The 17,702-nt window shown below is 57.5% G+C and carries 15 protein-coding genes and 2 pseudogenes; 6 read left to right on the top strand and 11 right to left on the bottom strand.

All coding sequences use genetic code 11. From position 1 onward, the window contains the following. A pseudogene (locus EXE41_RS15175) lies at positions 1-106 on the top strand (IS5/IS1182 family transposase); the annotation flags it as partial. A gap of 31 nt (positions 107-137) precedes the next feature. Here EXE41_RS15175 and cas1 read toward each other — a convergent pair. Genes cas1 through cas6 form a run of 7 tightly spaced genes read right to left on the bottom strand, consistent with a single transcriptional unit; the run spans position 138 to position 8,524 of the window. Then, positions 138-1,133: a CRISPR-associated endonuclease Cas1 gene (cas1, locus tag EXE41_RS15170; RefSeq protein ID WP_137691439.1), complete on the bottom strand. Its 996-nt coding sequence runs from the start codon at positions 1,131-1,133 to the stop codon at positions 138-140. After that, the gene (gene cas4, locus EXE41_RS15165; protein WP_137691438.1) at positions 1,130-1,723 is read right to left on the bottom strand and encodes a CRISPR-associated protein Cas4; all 594 of its coding nucleotides are present in this window, start codon (positions 1,721-1,723) and stop codon (positions 1,130-1,132) included. The genes cas1 and cas4 overlap by 4 nt, the downstream gene beginning before the upstream one ends. Beyond that, complete coding sequence (cas3, locus tag EXE41_RS15160) at positions 1,720-3,606, bottom strand: type I-D CRISPR-associated helicase Cas3' (protein WP_137691437.1); 1,887 nt, start codon at positions 3,604-3,606, stop codon at positions 1,720-1,722. The genes cas4 and cas3 overlap by 4 nt, the downstream gene beginning before the upstream one ends. Then, positions 3,603-4,307, bottom strand: a complete 705-nt coding sequence (locus EXE41_RS15155; RefSeq protein ID WP_137691436.1) for a hypothetical protein — start codon at positions 4,305-4,307, stop codon at positions 3,603-3,605. Before EXE41_RS15155 ends, cas3 begins: the two co-directional genes overlap by 4 nt. Beyond that, positions 4,300-5,241, bottom strand: coding sequence for a type I-D CRISPR-associated protein Cas7/Csc2 (gene cas7d / locus EXE41_RS15150; protein ID WP_137691435.1), 942 nt, complete (start codon positions 5,239-5,241; stop codon positions 4,300-4,302). Before cas7d ends, EXE41_RS15155 begins: the two co-directional genes overlap by 8 nt. Positions 5,242-5,246: 5 nt before the next feature. Beyond that, positions 5,247-7,664, bottom strand: a complete 2,418-nt coding sequence (locus EXE41_RS15145; protein WP_137691434.1) for a hypothetical protein — start codon at positions 7,662-7,664, stop codon at positions 5,247-5,249. After that, positions 7,664-8,524, bottom strand: coding sequence for a CRISPR system precrRNA processing endoribonuclease RAMP protein Cas6 (cas6, locus tag EXE41_RS15140; protein WP_137691433.1), 861 nt, complete (start codon positions 8,522-8,524; stop codon positions 7,664-7,666). The genes EXE41_RS15145 and cas6 overlap by 1 nt, the downstream gene beginning before the upstream one ends. A 124-nt stretch (positions 8,525-8,648) precedes the next feature. On the opposite strand from cas6, the gene csa3 reads away from it, so the two are divergent. Next, positions 8,649-9,299, top strand: coding sequence for a CRISPR-associated CARF protein Csa3 (gene csa3, locus EXE41_RS15135; RefSeq protein ID WP_137691432.1), 651 nt, complete (start codon positions 8,649-8,651; stop codon positions 9,297-9,299). Between the two features lie 302 nt (positions 9,300-9,601). On the opposite strand, the gene EXE41_RS15130 is transcribed toward csa3, so the two are convergent. The 3 genes and pseudogenes from EXE41_RS15130 to EXE41_RS15120 all read right to left on the bottom strand — a co-directional run. Beyond that, entirely contained in the window at positions 9,602-10,156 is a 555-nt protein-coding gene (locus EXE41_RS15130; RefSeq protein WP_137691431.1) for a hypothetical protein, read from the bottom strand. Beyond that, positions 10,153-11,229: a hypothetical protein gene (locus tag EXE41_RS19710; protein ID WP_241987261.1), complete on the bottom strand. Its 1,077-nt coding sequence runs from the start codon at positions 11,227-11,229 to the stop codon at positions 10,153-10,155. Before EXE41_RS19710 ends, EXE41_RS15130 begins: the two co-directional genes overlap by 4 nt. Before the next feature lie 288 nt (positions 11,230-11,517). Beyond that, positions 11,518-11,949: pseudogene (locus EXE41_RS15120) on the bottom strand (transposase); the annotation flags it as partial. Positions 11,950-13,197: 1,248 nt separating this feature from the next. On the opposite strand from EXE41_RS15120, the gene EXE41_RS19380 reads away from it, so the two are divergent. Together EXE41_RS19380 and EXE41_RS19375 are read left to right on the top strand one after the other, a co-directional pair. Beyond that, positions 13,198-13,596 (top strand): pyridoxal-phosphate dependent enzyme, encoded by a 399-nt coding sequence (locus tag EXE41_RS19380; RefSeq protein ID WP_199240892.1) that lies wholly within the window; start codon positions 13,198-13,200, stop codon positions 13,594-13,596. A gap of 73 nt (positions 13,597-13,669) precedes the next feature. Beyond that, positions 13,670-13,969, top strand: a complete 300-nt coding sequence (locus EXE41_RS19375; protein WP_199058260.1) for a hypothetical protein — start codon at positions 13,670-13,672, stop codon at positions 13,967-13,969. A 15-nt stretch (positions 13,970-13,984) separates the two neighbouring features. Here EXE41_RS19375 and EXE41_RS15110 read toward each other — a convergent pair whose 3' ends face one another. Further along, positions 13,985-15,370 (bottom strand): FAD-binding oxidoreductase, encoded by a 1,386-nt coding sequence (locus EXE41_RS15110; protein ID WP_099289014.1) that lies wholly within the window; start codon positions 15,368-15,370, stop codon positions 13,985-13,987. 139 nt (positions 15,371-15,509) lie between these two features. On the opposite strand from EXE41_RS15110, the gene EXE41_RS15105 reads away from it, so the two are divergent. Then, a complete protein-coding gene (locus EXE41_RS15105) occupies positions 15,510-16,736 on the top strand; it encodes an ABC transporter substrate-binding protein (RefSeq protein WP_158294423.1) in 1,227 nt (408 codons plus the stop codon). Further along, entirely contained in the window at positions 16,736-17,701 is a 966-nt protein-coding gene (locus tag EXE41_RS15100) for a branched-chain amino acid ABC transporter permease (protein ID WP_158294422.1), read from the top strand. Before EXE41_RS15105 ends, EXE41_RS15100 begins: the two co-directional genes overlap by 1 nt. Position 17,702: the final 1 nt, after the last annotated feature.

The following is a 17,702-nucleotide window of genomic DNA, read 5'->3' as shown; positions in this document are numbered from 1 at the left end:
CCACGCACGAACACAAGTGTTCCTTGCGCTGTGTCTCCGTCTCGTCGTTGTAATCACCAATTTCGAGCGGGGAGACGACCTTGGCCGCGAGAAGCTCAAGCTATGAGATGGTTTCTATGACAGGCTCAGGCGCATGGTTATTTCGAGAACGTCAGGGCGTGATACTCGTCTAACTCACCAGTGATCGCTTTCCGCAGGAGGATCGCCTGCTGTCGCACCGCCTTCCGCCGCGAGACGGTGTACTCGAAGTATGGGTGGGTGAACTCTTCCTGCATGAACTCGTCGAACTTCGAGCAGTAGGTTTTGAACGCGTCGTCGGCCAGATTGTTGTCCTGCGTGAACTGATCGTGGGTGATGACGCCGCGATTCACCAGCCGCGTGACGAACGCGTCACAGAAGATCGGCCGAAACTCCTCCTGTAAATCAAGCGCGAGCGACGGCCGTCCGTAGCGGTCGGCGTGTAGGACGCCGAGGAACGGATCAAGGTTGTACTGCCGCAACGCGCTCAGTACCTCGTTTTTCATGAACACGTAGGTCAGCGACAGCAGCGAGTTGATATGATCTTCGGGCGGTCGCTTGGTTCGCTTTTCGAACGTCCAGCCGTCGGTCAGCGTCTCGTCGAGCCTACTGAAGTATCGCTCGCCGGCCTCGCCCTCAACGCCGCGAAGGTCGTCTTTCGTCGCCACCGTCGTCGCTTGGACACCGAGATCCTTGAGCACGTCTGTCCCGTGGACGCCCTTCCGAGAGAGTAACGTCCTGGCGTTGCGGATCTTGCCGGCGATCATCGCGGCGGCGATATCGACCTCGGCAGTCGTCCCGAGGGCGTATTGGGCGCGCCGCACCTCCGCGATGGTGTTCTTTTCCGGGACGAAGCTGCCCCGGTATTTCCCGTTCTCGGTGAAGTAGTTCAGGATGATCCCGTGTTCGTTCGCCTCGGCGACGAACGGCGTCGAGAAATTGACGCCACCGAAGACGTTGATCGTATCCAGCTTCTCAGTCGGGAAGGAGGCGAGTTCGCCCTCGTCGCCGTCAACGTCCCAGACGACGATCCGACCGCCGTCGGTGCGGACTTGTGTGCCCTGTTTGGTGACGTAGACGACCGACTCGTCGAACATCCCCTCGGTGGCTTTCATACCTGCCCCTCCCAGCCCGTCCCGCGTGCTTTCTCGGGTTCGAGCATCGCGGTCTCCTCGGGCATACAGTACTCCCGTGCCGAACAGGTCTCGCATTTCGAGGGGTTGTCGGTGAGCGGTGGGATGTCATCGATGGTCATAGATCGCATTGTCTCGATCTGTTCTCGAACTTCCTCTCGGTGTGATTCGGTTATTGGAACGTGCATTCGTTGATCCGTTTCGTAGAGGTAGATCGCGCCCTGTCGGACGGGCTCGCCGATATGCTCTTCGAGCAACATACAGTATCCAGCCAGCTGTAACTCGTCGCTTTTGTAGTAGTCGCCACTCTCGGCTCGTTTCCGTTCAATCGGAATCATCTGCCCATCGGTCGAATCGAGGATGTCGATTTTACCCTTCAGACCGAGTTCCTCGGATTCGAGATAGAGTTCGTTGACCCAATCTCCCCGCGTCGATTTGTTTTCGTGCTTGCTCTTCCCCTCGATTCGCTCGTAATTCCGTCCCTGCGTGTCATAGAAGTACAGATACCAGTATCGCCGTTGGCAGTAGGAAAACTGGTTGAGATCCGCGACGTTGATCAGGTCATCAGTCATATCCGCCGTGGGTGGACATCGATTTCTGGTGGGCCGCTGACATCGACATCAACCTCGATGTCGTACTTGGAAGTCGTAATCCGGGACGGGATGATCGCATTGACGATTCGGATGATCCGGAAAAATCGATGTAGTAGCTCCGTCGATACCTCGAACTCATCGTTTGATTCCGTCTCGTCGATTCGTCGATGGATCTTTGTTTGAAGCAGCTCCTCGATTTCTGCCGTCGATTGATCATACTTGGTCGGCTCCGTTTCGTACGCCGGAAGGCGTGCGGTTACTGTCGAGAGAATATCGTCATCCGATGGCCCCAAAACGAGGACATCGTCGTCTTCAACATCGACGATATCATAGTTGCGAAGCGTCGTTGAGAGGTCGTAGGTCGTCACTCCGAGCTGATCACCACGGGGATATTTGATCGACACAGGGAGTGACTGTCCACGGAGTCCGCAGAACGTTTTGAAACATGCTCTGGTAAATTCCAGTAGCTTCGCCTCGGGGCTCCTCTGCTGATACTTGCCGGGTTCAAACCCGTCTTTGATTTCGCCGTGTTCCTCGATAACTTTCCTAATGAATCCGTACCACTGATCGAACTTGTGGATATTCGTCTCGAAATCCGCTCGTAATTCTTGATTGAACCAGCCTGAGTCCTCTTCCCGCTCGACAAGCGCGTACGCGGCTCGAAAGCCGACGAGGTCAGCGAGTCGTTCCTGATTCATCTGTGTCGATTCCAGCCCCGCATAAATCTGTTCGGCGAAGGTTGGGAAGCCAACGTCATCACCCCACGGCCCCTGGCCAAGCCCGTAGATATCGACGGTCGCTTCGGACTGGCGACCGGCGCGGCCGAACCGCTGGAGAAAGGCACTCGCTGTGAACGGTTTCTCCATGTACAACGTCGTTACGTCGTAGTCGAGGCCGACCTCGCCTTTGCTTGTCGTGTTGAGAATTTCGTCAAGATCGACTGTTTCGTCGTTCGTATCGAAACCGTTGTCCTTAGCAGCGTGTTCGAAAACCTCTGGATACTCCCGGTAGAGGAAGTCATGAAAGTCGTTGCTGTCCTTCGCGCTGTTGAACACGAGAACGATTTGTGGTTCATCGTAGCCGTCGATTGCGTCGATTTTCTCTTGTAGCTCAGCGGCGATTTCGTCTCGACAGTCGATCATCTTGCGGTCTTCGTGCCGGCTGACGACCATTCGGTGGCGGAACTGATCGCCGTCCGAATCGTAATCGGCGTCGATGTCTCGAATCGTCAATCCGATCCTGTTGCGGAGGAATTGAACGAACTCCTCGTTCGGTGTTGCGGACGCGAGGAGTATTTTCGGATCGGGTTGGCGTTCCGCAATGATCTTGGTCTGTAACAGGAGTCCGCTTGCCGACAGGGCTTCGTAGAAATGAAATTCGTCGTACACAATCGCATCGAATTCGTTGAAAAACCGCATTGGATCACTCCCGACGTACATATCCTGAATCGCTGCCTGTAGGATGTCGGGGTTGGTGAGTACCGCATCGTAATCGGCTGCGTACTTGTTGACAAAGCTGAGCAGTTGTTCCGTCCGTTCGTGGCCGTGGCCATCCAGCGTATTCGCGTTGAGAACAGCGACATCAATGTCGTCGTTCTCAAATCGCTCCCGCTGCTGTCGGAGAAGGGCATTTGTCGGATAAACGAGGAGCGTCATCTCGCGTGAGTCGATGAGTTCGTAGAAGGTCGCGGTCTTACCCGCTCCAGTAGGGGCCCGTACGACTGAGACGGGGTCGCTGCCGTCATGAATCCATTCGATGACGCGGTTTTGGAACGACCGGGCGTAGCCGAACCCACGGTCTTCGAGTGCCGGTTCCGGTGGCTCGGTGGCAAGACTGGCCCCGGCAACTTCGAACTCTGTCATGCGAGTACCTCCGGTAGCACTCGGTCGCGAACGAGCGCGGGATCAACACCGACGAAGTGTTGCAGTCGTGGATCGTTGCCACGATTGAATCCCTCACTGTGTTCGACAATCTCAGTGAGCAATTCATCAGAGAGATCGTACACCTCCGATAGCAGGTACTTGTTGAGTACCAGGGTATCAAGCTCAGCTGGCTTCGCACGGAACTCTCCGGTCTGCTTGATCCCCATACGGAAGAACGGCTGTTCCGGCAGCTCCGTCTCGCTCCAGACGGTGAACTCGAACGTCGAGCCCGGCGAAATTCCGAGGTAATTGCGGATCGTCTGATATGCGGCTCCCGACTTTTCCAAGATTTCAGGGACGGATTTACTGCCCGAAACTTGGTTTGCGATGTCAGTATCGTTAGTGGTGAAATGGCGTTCTGACCGGTAATCGGTGCTCCGGAACGTTCGCTCGTCGGTTTCGACCGCTATCGGCCGCATATCGGTGACGAAAAACGGTAGTTCGGTGAGATGCGAATAGTCCGCTGTCGTCGCCTCGTCACCGAACTCCGCGTAGCGTTTTTCGAGGTCGAAATACCGGTAGCCGAGTGCGTGCATCAAGGCTGTCGATGACAGCGTCGGCTGTGTTCGTATCGCTCGCCCTTCCGAACTGGAGTAGAAGAGCGGCGCGTACAACGTTGCCTCGAAGGTCTGTTCAATCATCGTCGATGAATACGTCTGTGGCGGCGTGTATCAGGTCGGCAAACTCCTCGCGAAGTACTTCGTCGGCGTCGTCAGCTTCTCGGCTGGCGACTGCTTCCAGCCGTTCGAACCACTCAGGGAACGGATCGGCACCGTCGAGTTCGCCATAGACTTCCCAGTCATTCCGCTCGACGGCCGAAATGTACTCACCGATGCTCGATTTGAGATCGTCATCCTCGTTGTGGTACTCAAGCAGAAGTTCGCCGGTCGAGAGCGACGTATCGTGTTTTCCGAGCACGACGCCGAGAATTTCGTTTCGGATGTTGCGCCCGGTACGAGTTTCACGGGCACCGTACTTGCCGGTATTGAGGATGTTATGTAGCGCGTAGAGCAGCATCGGCCCGGTCGCCGCTTCGAGTGTTATGAAATGAACGAGGTCGTTGCCAGGCTGTACTTTCACGAAGTCGAAGAGTGCTTCGGACTGATTGCCCTTGTCGTCCCGCATCGTCCCGGACTCGTACACGGCGTTCCGAGTTTCCTTGTTCATCAGATCGTACTCATCAGTGGTGTAGGTGTAGCCTTCGACGACCCGTGACTTGATCGCGAAGTCCTGATCACCGGTGCCAGCCAGCCCGTAGGTGAGCGTACCGATGTTCAGTGAACCGTCGAGATCCGTGGGTTCGTTGTACGCGTAGTCGTCGTCAACGAACTCGTCATCAAGCTCCCTGAGTAGTGAGAGGCCAGTCAGTCGCTCCTTGCTGGTGAACTTCTCGCCGTTGACCTGTGCGTGTAACTTGTCGCCGAACTCCTGTGTTTCGGCGCGGTCGTGGCTGGAGTTCCGGAACAACGTCGGTTCGGTCACGTTACGCCTGACAACGAGCGTGACCGACGGCTTGCGTTTGCGGTAGATGTCGAACGATTCTTCGAGGCCAGTGTCTGGGTATTGTAGTGTCATTGTGATCAGAGCGATTTTTCGTATGCGTAAAAGTACGAGTTGACCAGCGCGTTCTCCCAGTCGGAGAGTTTCTTGAGGTCGTACAGGTCGTTCTCGACGAGGTACTCACGGATCGCCGCAACGAACGCTTCGGCTTCCTCGGTCGTTACATGCCCTGCGTAGTCCTCCCGATCAGCAGCGGCATACACCTGACTCTCGACGTATTCGATGAGTCGGTCGTCGACCATCTGCTGGTTTTTACCGCTGAGGAACGCATCGAGTGCCTCACGGAATATTTTCGTCTTCTTATACTTGCTGTCGAACTGTTTGCCGAAGAGGTCGATCCCCCGTTCGGCGACTGTTTTCATATCCATAAGTGCCTCCTCGTGGTACGTTTCGAAGTACTGTTCGAGGTCGCTGAGGGCGACGGCGCGGTCGTGGTTGACAACCGCGAAATTCGCAATGCTGTGGAACGTATCACGGTCGAGCTGAAGATAGGGATTGCTCATGTTGGCATCCTGCCCGACCATACTCATTATTTTGAACAGCTGGAGTGCGCGCCGGAGGTGAGAGTCTGTGCGGTCGTTCTCAACGAACGACGGCAACGGCCCAAACCGTTCGGCTTCGTCCAGCTCAAGGAGTTCTTGTGGTCGGGTGGTCTCCTCGTCAGCGAAGACCGTGTCCGCGCTCTCGAAACGCGTGAACGGCCGTCCGATGACCACCTTCATCCCTGACCCTTGGGCGGCTTCCATCACCTGCCGAACCACCGCCATGCGGTGATTTTCGTCCAGCACGTACATCGGCTGGATAAAGTACTGTGGGTTGATGAGATTGCTCGTCACCTCCGGATCATCGAGTTCGTCACCATCGCCTTGGACGATGTTGCCGACGCGGTTACTCCGGACTCGAACATCGCCGAGGAAATCATCGAAATAGAAGTAGGCAATTTCGAGGCTGTTGTTGGTGCTCACGTCGTGTTCTTCACAGACGTACGATAGAAGCGCGTATTCGAGATTACACACCTCACAGATTGATTTATACTTCGCGTGCGGCGGCACCCGACGGGAGTATTCTTGGGTGCGATAGATTCCGCTCAGCCCCTTCTGATATTTCGTGTCTGTCTGCCCGCCACAGAGGAAACACATCTCGTTTTTCGAACCGAGTTCCGGCGCGATACGACCGTCAAAGAACCGCTCAACAACAGTTCCGATGGCATCCGCTTCGGGTTCTAAATCGGCGTGGAGTCCCGGTCGAACATCATCAGCGAACTCATCAAGAAAATTACGATGAGTGTCGTAGTTTTCTACGAGATACGCGATGAAGTGAAGTTTTACTTTCTGGACTCCCTGTTTATCTTCTATTCGGTCATAGGCGTCCTGTACGTCCGTATCTGCGAACTCGGACCGACCGTCGATATAAATCGCCTTGGCGAGAACTGCGAAATACTGGTCGAATTCGGGTGGAATATGCTCAAATGTCTCAACACCGGCAGAGCCTCGACTGAGAAGTTCCCTGAACGCGTCAGCGATCTTTTGTTCTTTCTCATCCGCCGGAATATTGACCTCCGCGAGGATGTCGTAATCGAACGCGTTCCAGTTAAGTTTACATTCGAACTGGAACTCCGTGCTGATCCGTTCGGGAACTCGCTCCGCAACCTCCTCTTTCAATATCGCTTGGTCAATCGACTCGCCGAGATAGACGATTGAATCCGGAGAGCTACCGATGGTAACGCCATACGTTCGATCCCCGGTTTCGCCTGCGATGACCTCCTTCGCCGTCCCGAGTAGCGTATCGTTCAGAATCGGCTGTTCGAGTTGGGTAAACTCGATTCGGTGTACGTCGTCGCTGCCGATCAGGGTGCTAAGTTGCTCGTGGACACCCTCGGCACCTTGTTTGAGCGCGACGGAGGCGGTACTGTCGCCGATTCGACAGTAGCGTTCCAAACCCCTAAACTGCGTATCGAGCCCGCGCAGCTCGGTGCTGTCTTCGCTCAATTCGGTACGGCGGACGAGATATTCGAGATCGTCTCGGTAACCGTCGCCGAGGAACTCCTCGATTCCGAACGGATCTCCGTCCCGTTCTGTACCGTCGTCGGCCGGTTCCGGGTCGAAATACCAGTCAAATGCTTCGCTGGTGTTTCCCTCTGCGTCAACGCCGTAGGCCTCACGGACGAATTTGTTCGTATCGTGGAGTGCGAGCGCGGCGGCGAGTACTTTCACATCCTCACCGTAGTCTTGATAGAGATCTTCGTCTTCGCCAACGGCTTCATACACGAAGGCGTTCACCCCGACCGTGACAGCATTGAGTATGTGGGCCGCCAGCGAGCAGTTCGCACTGGAATCGACTTTCGCATCGTATGCTCCAGCCGCGTCGATAACGTTTGTATAGAGGTCTGTGCTGCTGACAATCGTGTCGTGTGCCTCACGAGCGGCATCTGAGTTCATTACTCAGTTACCTTCACAGAAACATCCCCACAGCCACGCGCTACAGCACTCCCGACACCAGAATACTCGGCGAACAGCGCGAGAGCCGTCACTGCGTTCACGACCGACTCATTTGTATTCTTGAACGCGTACGCACACGTGCCCGAGAATCCCTGCCGAAAGATCGGCTGCGTGCCGCCGTCGGGATCGCCAACCCGATTGACGAGTACGCTGTGAGTATCGTAACTCCGGGCGTCAGGTTTCTCGATCACCGACTCGGCCAGCGTCTCCCGGCTCACGTCGAGTTCCAGTTTCGAAGCCGTGTTGTTCCACTTCCCGAGCAGGCTCCCGAAGACGGCCCCCCGCGTCGGGAACATCGTCGTCACCGAGCCAGCCTCCTCGATACAGGTCGCCGTCCGAAACTCCATCTCGATGGTCGGATTATTAAGCTCGTCAGCCTCTGCGAGCAACGATTCATGAGAGGTGTTCTCACTCTCGAAGGACTCAATCTGGAGCTGGCCATGTGTCAGCCCCAGAGGCTCGTCAGCGAGCACCAACGCTGAAACAAGAGCCTCAAAAATTGCCTCGTCGGCGGGATCGGTGACCCCAAGCGAGAGCGTGTACTCCCTGTTCGGGAGTACCCGTTTGTGATGCGAACGATCGCCGTCGCCGAACGCGCCTCGGAGCCCGCTGGTGTGGAGGCTGCCAATCTCCGAATCATGTACGCGCTGGCTCACCTCGTCGTCAGCTGACTGTAGGAGAGCCAACAATGCGCTATACACCGAGTAGCCATCCGACTGTGGGACATCGAACCGGTCGGCTGACCGGAGTGCCAGCTCAATCTGTCGTAAGCGGGAGTTCGATTCCGGCTGGGTTTCCATGGAAGGAATAGCTACTTCTTTCTGCCAAACATTATAAATGTAGCGACATATAAAATATACAATACTTGGAGCAAAATTGTAGAAACGTGTAACACTTAGATATGTGAACCACAACGCATCAGGCATGCAGACCTTCGTCTCCCCGATCGGATTCAATACGACGAGTGTCACACGCTCGTTGCTTGAGTACGGTATAGAGGATGAAGACGACGTTCAGTTGATCCGTCCAGCTACTGAGACGGACGACGATCGAGCGGCCGAGGCTGTTACAGATGTTAAGCAACTATTGCAAGAAATCGAACCGACAATTACGGTAACTGTTGAGACAGTTCCACACGATGACTTTGAGGCTGCTGTGATGACATGTAGTAATCTGCTCAGAACAGCGGCTGGGGACACCGTGGTAAGTCTCAGTGGTGGTGCACGAGATGTATTGTTACCGTTGACGGTAGCAACGATGGCGCACGAAGCAACGGTACTGACAACGCTTGGATACAGCGATATTGATGGTCAGGTACGTGAATTTGGACTGCCCACAGTTTCTACCACGGTATCAGATGGCGCTCTAAACACCCTCCGGGCAGTAGCTAATACTGACTCATCAGTGACGCTACCGCAGTTGGCTAGCGATCTTGAAGCCGCGAAAAGCACAATTACGAGGCATATTAGTTCACTGGAGGATGCAGAGTATGTGACTGCTCAGACTGAGGACAGAATCAAACACGTATCGATCACGCTGTCCGGACAACTGTATCTTGCAACAGTTCAAGCGTAGATGATCGTGATTATTGCGCTAATTCCTCCCACTCGGTAGCACGACAAACCCGCAACGGGCGTTTCTCGGTTGCGTCCACACGACATCCGATATCAATTTCTTAGTCGCTCTCATGAAGCAGATTGTTGGTGAGGACTCTCTGGACTGAGTGGGCTCGGTCGATCTCTTTTTTTAGCCTGTCTCGCCCCCCATTCTGGTGAGCATGCCGTCGTGCAGAGCTACAACAAAATTACCCGACCGCTCGCCACCAACAATGTTCTACCCAATAGCGTATCGATGGAAGTTCGTGAGATATGATTCATTCACTCCCGATCTCGCGGAACCCCGAATTCATGCCCGAATGTTGAGAAATGTTCGACCAATTGTTCCCCAGTCTCTTTAATCTCGTCAGTGGAACTAACGTGTCGATAGAAGGCCTTCCTAGATCCCCATCGGTCTACTGAAACACGAAGCGGCCAATCTTGTGTTTCGGATACGACATGCTGCTCGTCTGCTTTGGTGACATCCTTAATTTTGTATCCGAGGGCGCGTATTGCCCCATCAATATCTTTCCGGTTGTACTCTCTTGGATTGTACCAGTAGAGGTGGACATTCAGGGTCAAGGACGTGTCGCTCTCCGGAGAACGTTGCCGAGCCATAGGAAAGTCAATTCGACTGTAGGGATAGGTATTTGATTTTGTTTGACTATTCTCACCTCCCTCTACATTATCATCGAACAACCCAGGATTCTCGGAAATCATTTCTTGCCCTATCATGCGCAGTTCCACCTCAATATCTTCCCTGAATTGTTCGACTAACTGGCGGGCCTTCATGTACCGATCGTTTTGCAGCCCCTTCGTGAGAAAATCCTCAGTCATGTCTCTTCTCTCTCCCGGAGGTATGTTAGTTGTTTGTCTAGCGTATCGGCTAACATAGTCGGTCGAAGTGTATTGACAACGTCCGCAGAACCGGTTAATTGCTCCACTACTGGTTGCGGGTAGAACCCCATTATCTGTTGCTCGGCAACTGCACAGAACAGGTACGCATTGGCAGCCCAGTGGTCGTCCACGACTTCACCCCGACGCAGGATCGACCGGATTGCCGCGGTCACATCGCGCCAGTACAACACGCCGATGGAACCGGGGTCGTCCCACTCTATCATGAGTCGGTCCCCACTCTTCCGATCAAGCGGTGGTTCGACGGTGGCGGCCAATCGTTCCTGTTTCCGGCTTGGGAGGAGAAGCGTGTGTGTCCACTGTCGGTCGGCGTAGTGACGCTCAACGAGCGCCGCCGTCTCAGATGTTTTCCGGTAGTTCTCGTCGCCCAGTTTCACTTCGATCGAGATCCCTCGCTTGGAGTGGAGGACTAAGATATCCGGTCGTCGGAAGGTTCCCCCCTCTTTAGAGAGCTGTTCTTCCCGGACAACTCCACTCGGTGCTTTGGACACCACCACGCCGAACAGTTCCGTAACGAGCGCCGCAGACGGGCGCAACAGTTGCGCAAGCCATCGTGACCACTCAACCTCACCGTTCGGCTGAACCGGTCCCCGAGAGACTTGCCTTCCGCTTAGGTCTGCTGCCAACGGGTCAGTGTCAAATGGTCCGGGAGACTGCGCCCACTCATTGTTAGATTTGTCAAGCAGTTCGGCAATCTGCTTTGCTTTATTATGTCCGACCTCTGTGTATATATCCCACCAAGGATCAAGTTCATCCCACAGGTCAGTCTGCTGCTCGATAGAGAGTACGCGCCCCGAAGCCTCACCTCTAACAAAAGGAGAGATGTCCGTATAGGCCTCCCACCACGAATCAACCTCATCCCACAAGTCGGTCATCCACTCTTTGTCAAGAACTCGCAGTACGTCGGGATCTTGACCGGCCGGATTAGTCTGCGTAGATGCTGACCACCACGGGTCGAGATGGGCCCAATCGCTTAGTTCGACCTCCTCACTCACAATCTGAAGAATGTATGGAGCGAATAAATTGTTACGCTCATGTGTAGCACATTGTTGATGGAGCGCCCTCTTGCGATTTCGTTATTGCGCCTGCGATTCGGAAATCGCCGTCTAAAGTGATCTACGTAATCATCTCTACTTGGTGCGTGAGGTACTGCGGCGTATCAACAATCTCCGACAGAAGAGCGAATTGTTATGGGTGGTGGCTTATACCTGTTCACTATCCGTTTTTAGTTAGGGCTCACACCTCGATTGTGTGGCGGTAGCGAGCGTCTCTTGTAAGATTGGTTATTGCTTGTGGATCTTTTGGGCGTCTTCGCTCAGCCGGTCGAGCAGCGGCGGTGGTGAGTAACCAAGGAACTCACCGAGCCCGTGGAGAATGAGCTGGGCGTGCGACCGGAAGGTCGCCGCCCAGCGCTCTGTCGGAAACACAAGCTCATTATCCGCCTGCTCAGTGACCAGATCCAACAAATCCCGGCTTACAAACAGTGACAGCAGCGCCGCGTACAATAAGATCCTCACCACGTGTTCGTCACTCGTGTCGAACTCGTCCAGTTCGTACTGGGTCTTCAACTCCCGGAACGGCAACTCAACTTCCCACCGGCAGCGGTAGATACCCGCTAAATCCGCCGGATGGAACTCCTTCTTCACTAAATTTGTCATGTATAGGTGGTAGCCGTCGGCGTCCTTATTTCGGACGACGACGCGAAATCGCTTCGACTAGTCGGCTCCGCTTTCCGTGGAAACATCTAGCTCTTTTCAAAAGCCGCTCAGGTGAGTCTCACCCGTCTCGCGGACCAGTTCAATACCCTCATGTTCGTCCCCCAATATATCGACTTCACCCTGTAACGCGCTCATATTCCAACAGCTAACGTATATCCGTTATAATCGTTCTTTCTACACCTAACACTAGTTATGATATTAGTCGCGATTATCGCGCTAATCGGGTCGAGCCATCGGGTGAATCTCTCAATAGTCCCCGGCAGAGTCAAACACGTCGGTGAAGTCCTGAAGAATATCTTGTGACGACCTTCCATCAGCACGAGATGGAATTGGATCCTCCCAGCATTCGACCTCGAGTGTTTGTACATCCGATATCTGGTGCGGATCAGTTGTCACATTGAGAATTGCCGTGTGATAGATAGCAAGGAGTCGGTGATCATGGACACTCACGTGATCGATGCCAGCCCGATTCAGGGCTGCTGGAATATCCGTGGGACTAGAGAGAGATACCGAGACGGTTGGAGAATCCGCGTCACCGATAACGATTCTCACATCAGACACATAAACTACCTGTGCTAAGGAGCCTCGAAGAGTTCGCGTTGACCGTTAGGAGGGTGTTATAGAAGTCTTCTCACACCTACACAGGAATCGCTCAGTACAAGGCGCATACCTTACACAGAATCATCTCCAGACTTGAGTTAGGTTTAACGGCCAACACAGTGAACAATAGACATTCATCGACAGAGTGTCGGGGTAGTGAGGGATCAGGCGATACCATCGATCAAATGTGGGTGGTCGAATCTCATCCTCCCAGCACCCAAGTGTAGGGACACTTTGCTCGTTTGAAACAGTACCTCGCTTCTTAATGAGAGTCAAAGCCACATGCTATACGCCCCCAGAATGATCGATGACATACTCGCGGTGCTGCTTGATATCGTCGTAGCATTTATTCCAGATAGCGTATGAAAAGTTCTTGCGTTCGTGATCGGGGCCACAGCGACAGTAGCCGGTGTGGTCATGATCGACGAATCGCTGTGGACAGGTGGGGCGTTGCTCACTGTCGGCGTGTTTTTGTTAACCGGATCAGTAATCTCATGGTACCGATAACTGACACATACTCGCCGTGACCAGCAGGATCGCCATACCGACCGAGTTGTTCCGTGGCAACTTGATTATACTCCCATAGAACGTGTCTCATACGATAGTTCTCAACCAGAGTATTTTACAGACTGTTGAGGGAGTCCTATGACACCCTCCGCCGACGTCTACCTGAAACGCGCGGACACGCTCCCAACGGGGGCGTTCAAAGTCCGCGACGGAGTGACGGTCATCTCGCGGTTGGGAGAGGAGTTCCACGACCCCGACCTGATCGCCGCCAGCACGGGCAACCACGGGCAGTCGGTCGCCTACGCCGGCCGGGTGTTCGACGACGCCTGCGAGCGCGCCGAGGCGCTCGCAGCAGAACGGGGGTATCAGTACGTCCACTCCGCGAGCAAGCCAGCGCTGGTCGCCGGCGTCGGGACCGCGAGGCTGGAAGTCGTCGAGGAACTGCCGGGGGTTGACTACCTGTTCTCGCCCGTCGGCGGGGGGCGGGTGCGACGGGCTACTGTCTCACCGTCGGAGAACTCACCGACGTCGACGTGATCGGCGTCCAGTTGGCGGCCGCACCGGCGATACACCGGGCCTGGTCAGAGGGCCACCTCGACCCCACGACCGGATGGAAACGTTCGCTGAAGGCGTCGCGACGCGGGTGCCGTTCGCGGTGAAGGTGGGCGCACTCTGGGAGAGCCTCGACGAGTTCCGCCTCGTGAGCGAGACGGCGATTGAAATCGGCGTTCGGGAGCTGCTGACCGAGGCGGGGACCCCCGCGGAGGGCACCTCCGCGACGAGCCTCGCGGCGATGCGGGAGATGGAGGCGAAGATCCGTGTGAAGACGGACATGCTCCCCAGCACCGGCCGGAATGTCTCGCCGGGGAAGCTTCGAACGCTGCTCGCTGGCGAGTCGCTCGGGGAGTAGTTCGACTGCCGTCGCTCACTCCTCGGGGAGGATCTTCCCGGGGTTGAGCACGTTGTTTGGGTCGAGCGCGCGCTTGATCGCGCGCATGCTCTCTAAGCCGGCGTCGTCGTACTCCATGGTGAGGTAGTCGCGTTTCCCGAGGCCGACGCCGTGTTCGCCGGTGGCGGTGCCGCCGAGCTCGATGGCGCGCTCGACGAGCCGTTCGGAGATCTCTTCGCCGGTCGCGACCGACTCAGGGTCGTCGGGCTCGACCATGATGAAGTAGTGGACGTTGCCGTCGCCGGCGTGGCCGAAGCAGGCGACCGGGATCCCTTTTTCCGCTTCGAGCTGTTTGGCGTAATCGATGATCTCGGGGTAGCTGCTAATCGGGACGGTGATGTCGCCAGGGGTGAGCGGGGAGCGGTCCGGGTCGTACGGCTCGAACGCCTCCGCGAGCTCGCGGCGCGCCTCCCAGAGCGCTCGCATCTCGGCGTTATCGTCAGCGATCTCGAAGCGTGCGACGTCGTTGGCCTCGAACACCGCCCGGCAGAACCCGATCTCCTCCTCGACACTGTGATTGGCGTGGAACTCAAGGAACACCATCGGCGAGTCGGGGAGATCGGTGTCGAGGAACGCGTTCGACACCTCGGCGCTGAACGCGTCGATGAGCTCGATCTTCGCGACGTCGACGCCGGACTGGACGGCGTCGGCGACGGCGGCGGTGGCCGAGCCAAGGTCGTCAAAGATCGCCCGCCCGCCACGGATCTGCTCGGGCCGGCCCGTGAGTTCGATCGTGGCCCGGGTGACGACACCGAGGGTGCCCTCGCTGCCGATAACGAGCTCCTTGAGGTTGTAGCCGGCGGAGGTCTTGGCGGCCTTGCTCCCGACGGTGATCAGCTCGCCGGTCGGCAGGACGACTTCGAGTTCGAGGACCCAGTCGGCGACCTCGCCGTACTTCACGGTCTTCGTCCCGCTGGCGTCGTTGGCAATCATCCCGCCGATGGTCGAGATGTCGCTGGAGGCGGGGAGCGACGGGACGAAGAGGCCGTAGTCGGCGACAGCCTCGTTGAGGTCGTCGCCAAAGATGCCGGGCTGAACGTCGACCTGGAGGTCGTCGGGTCTGATATCGAGCACCGCGTCCATCTCGGAGAGATCGAGCGTGATGCCGCGCTCGACGGGGACAGCGTTGCCTTCGAGGCTGGTTCCGGCGGCGTAGGGGGTGACTGGAACCCCGTGTTCGTTCGCGGCCGTGAGCACCGCGGCGATGTCGGCCGTTGACTCCGGCCACACGACGACGTCCGGGGTGACGGCGTCTGCGTCGTCGGTCCCCCAGTCGGCCGCTCGCTGCTCGCGCTCTGCCGTGCCGTACGAGATTTGGTCGGCGTCGAGGATCCCCTCGACGAACTCGGTTGTAGGTGCCATGTGTTCGGGTGAATCGTTCGCCGCATCGGTGCGACGGGTTCGTTCGTTCTGGGAGGCCAGCGAAGGTAAAACCACCGAGCAGCCGCCAGCTCGCGTCGCGATCGAAGGCTTAAAGACCCTTACCGCGGTGCACTTCGCCATGGTTAATGGTGACAAACAGGTAGACAGGCGCACGTTTTTACAGACGACCGCAGTCGCCGGGGGGGCATTCTCCGTCGCCGGCTGTATGGGTGGCGGGGGAAGCGATACGGCGGTTCTGGGCATGCTCCAGCCGTTCACGGGCGAGGTCGCCTGGGTCGGCGAGTCCAGTGAGGTGGCGATGAACATCGCCGTCGACCAGATCAACGAAGCCGGCGGGATGAACGGGACCGATATCGAGATCGTGACCGAGGACACGGAGGCGAACCAACAGACGGCGACCTCGGCGCTCCGGAAGCTGATCGACTCCAACGGCGCCAGCGCGATCCTCGGCCCGACCTCATTCACGCTGCCCGCGGTGATGGACATCGCCCAGGAGAGTCAGGTGCCGATCATCTCGCCGACCGCGGGGACGAGTGTCCTCGACGACCGCGGCGGCAACTACATCTTCCGGACATCGGCGTCGGACTCGCTGGGCGGGAAGGCGATGGCACGGATCGCCCGGGACAACGGCTACGAGGAGATCGCGGTCATGTACGTCGACAACCAGGGGGGCCGGTCGTTCGGCCAGACAGTCATCGAGGGATTCGAGGCGCTGGGCGGCACCATCACCACCGAAGTCGCGCTCACGCCGGGAAAGAGCTCGTACCGCTCCGAACTGACCGAAGCATTCCAGGACGAGCCCGAGTTCGTCTCGCTGACCGCGGGCACCCAGACCGGCCAGATCATTCTGGACCAGTGGGACGAGCAGGGGCTAGGCGGCGTCTGGGGGCTGTCCAACGACATGCAGACCGACAGCTTCGCGGCCGACGTCGGCGCCCCGCTGGAGGACTCCTACGCGATCGGGCCGCTCCCTGGCGGCGAGAAGTACGACGAGTTCGCCGCGGAGTACGAGTCCCGCGCAGGCGAGAGCCCGCAGCCGTTCACCCCGGAGGGGTACGACGCCACGATGCTGGCCGCGCTCGCCGCCGAGGCCGCCGAGAGCAACAGCGGGAACGACCTAGCGGGGGAGATCCCCGCCGTCTCGAAGGACGGTGAGACTGTGACCAGCTTCCAGGCCGGCGCGGACGCGCTCGACAACGGGACGAACATCGACTACGACGGCGCGAGCGGCCCTGTCGACATTACAAGCCAGGGGAACATCCGGTCGTCGTTCGCGGTGTTCCAGTCGACCGGAAGCGAATGGGAACAGGTGGGAGAGATCGCGGCAGACTCGCTCGACTTCTGATGCTCGAGCAGCTGTCGTTTATGACCAGCGTCGCCACAGTCGCGGGGATCTACGCCGTCCTCGCGCTCGGCCTGAACATCCATTGGGGGGAGACGGGCCTGCTCAACTTCGGGCATGTGGCGTTTTTCGCGGTCGGCGCATACACGACTGCAATCCTGACCATCCCGTCGCCGACCGCGACGCAGGCGTACTCCTTCGGCTTCGGCCTGCCCGTCGTCGTCGGCATCGTCGGCGGTTGTATCGCTGCGGGGCTGGTCGCCGTCTTGCTCGGGATCCCCACGCTCCAGTTGGACGAGGAGTATCTCGCCATCGTGAGCATCGGGCTCGCAGAGATCCTCCGGCACGTGATGATGAACGAGAACTGGCTGACCGGCGGCGTCGCCGGGCTCTACGGGATCGATCGCCCCCTCAGGGGCGTGATCCCGCCTGAGGCGTACGACTTCTTCTACCTCGGGCTCGTGGTGCTCGCGGTCGGGCTGTGTTACGCCTACTCGCGACGGCTGAAGCAGTCGCCGTTCGGCCGCGTGCTCCGGAGCATCCGGGACGACGAGGAGGCGTCGATCGCGCTCGGGAAGCACACGTTCCGCTACCGGATGCAGGCGTTCGTCGTCGGCGGCGTGATGGCCGGGCTCGCCGGCGCGCTATGGGCTCACTACGCGACAGCGCTGACCCCGACCGCGTTCGGGGCGAACATCACGTTCCTGACCTGGGTCAGCCTCATCGTCGGCGGGAGCGGGAACGCCAAGGGCGCGATCTTGGGCGCCGGCCTCATCATCGCGTTCCGGGAGGCGACGCGGTATCTCCCCGACCTGTACGGGCTGGGTGACATCATCCCGACGCTGCGGCTGATACTCGTCGGTGCTCTCGTGATCGTCACGATCCGCTACCGGCCCGACGGCCTGCTGCCGGAGCGTGATATCTCCTACGCGGAGTACTGCAAGCGCGTCGAGTACGGAGGTGAGTAGC

The sequence above is a fragment of the Halorubrum sp. SD690R genome, assembly GCF_005435035.1.
Classification (GTDB): Archaea; Halobacteriota; Halobacteria; order Halobacteriales; family Haloferacaceae; genus Halorubrum; species Halorubrum ezzemoulense.
The sequence above is the reverse complement of the archived record's forward strand: the minus strand, read 5'-3'. Positions and strand labels throughout refer to the sequence as shown.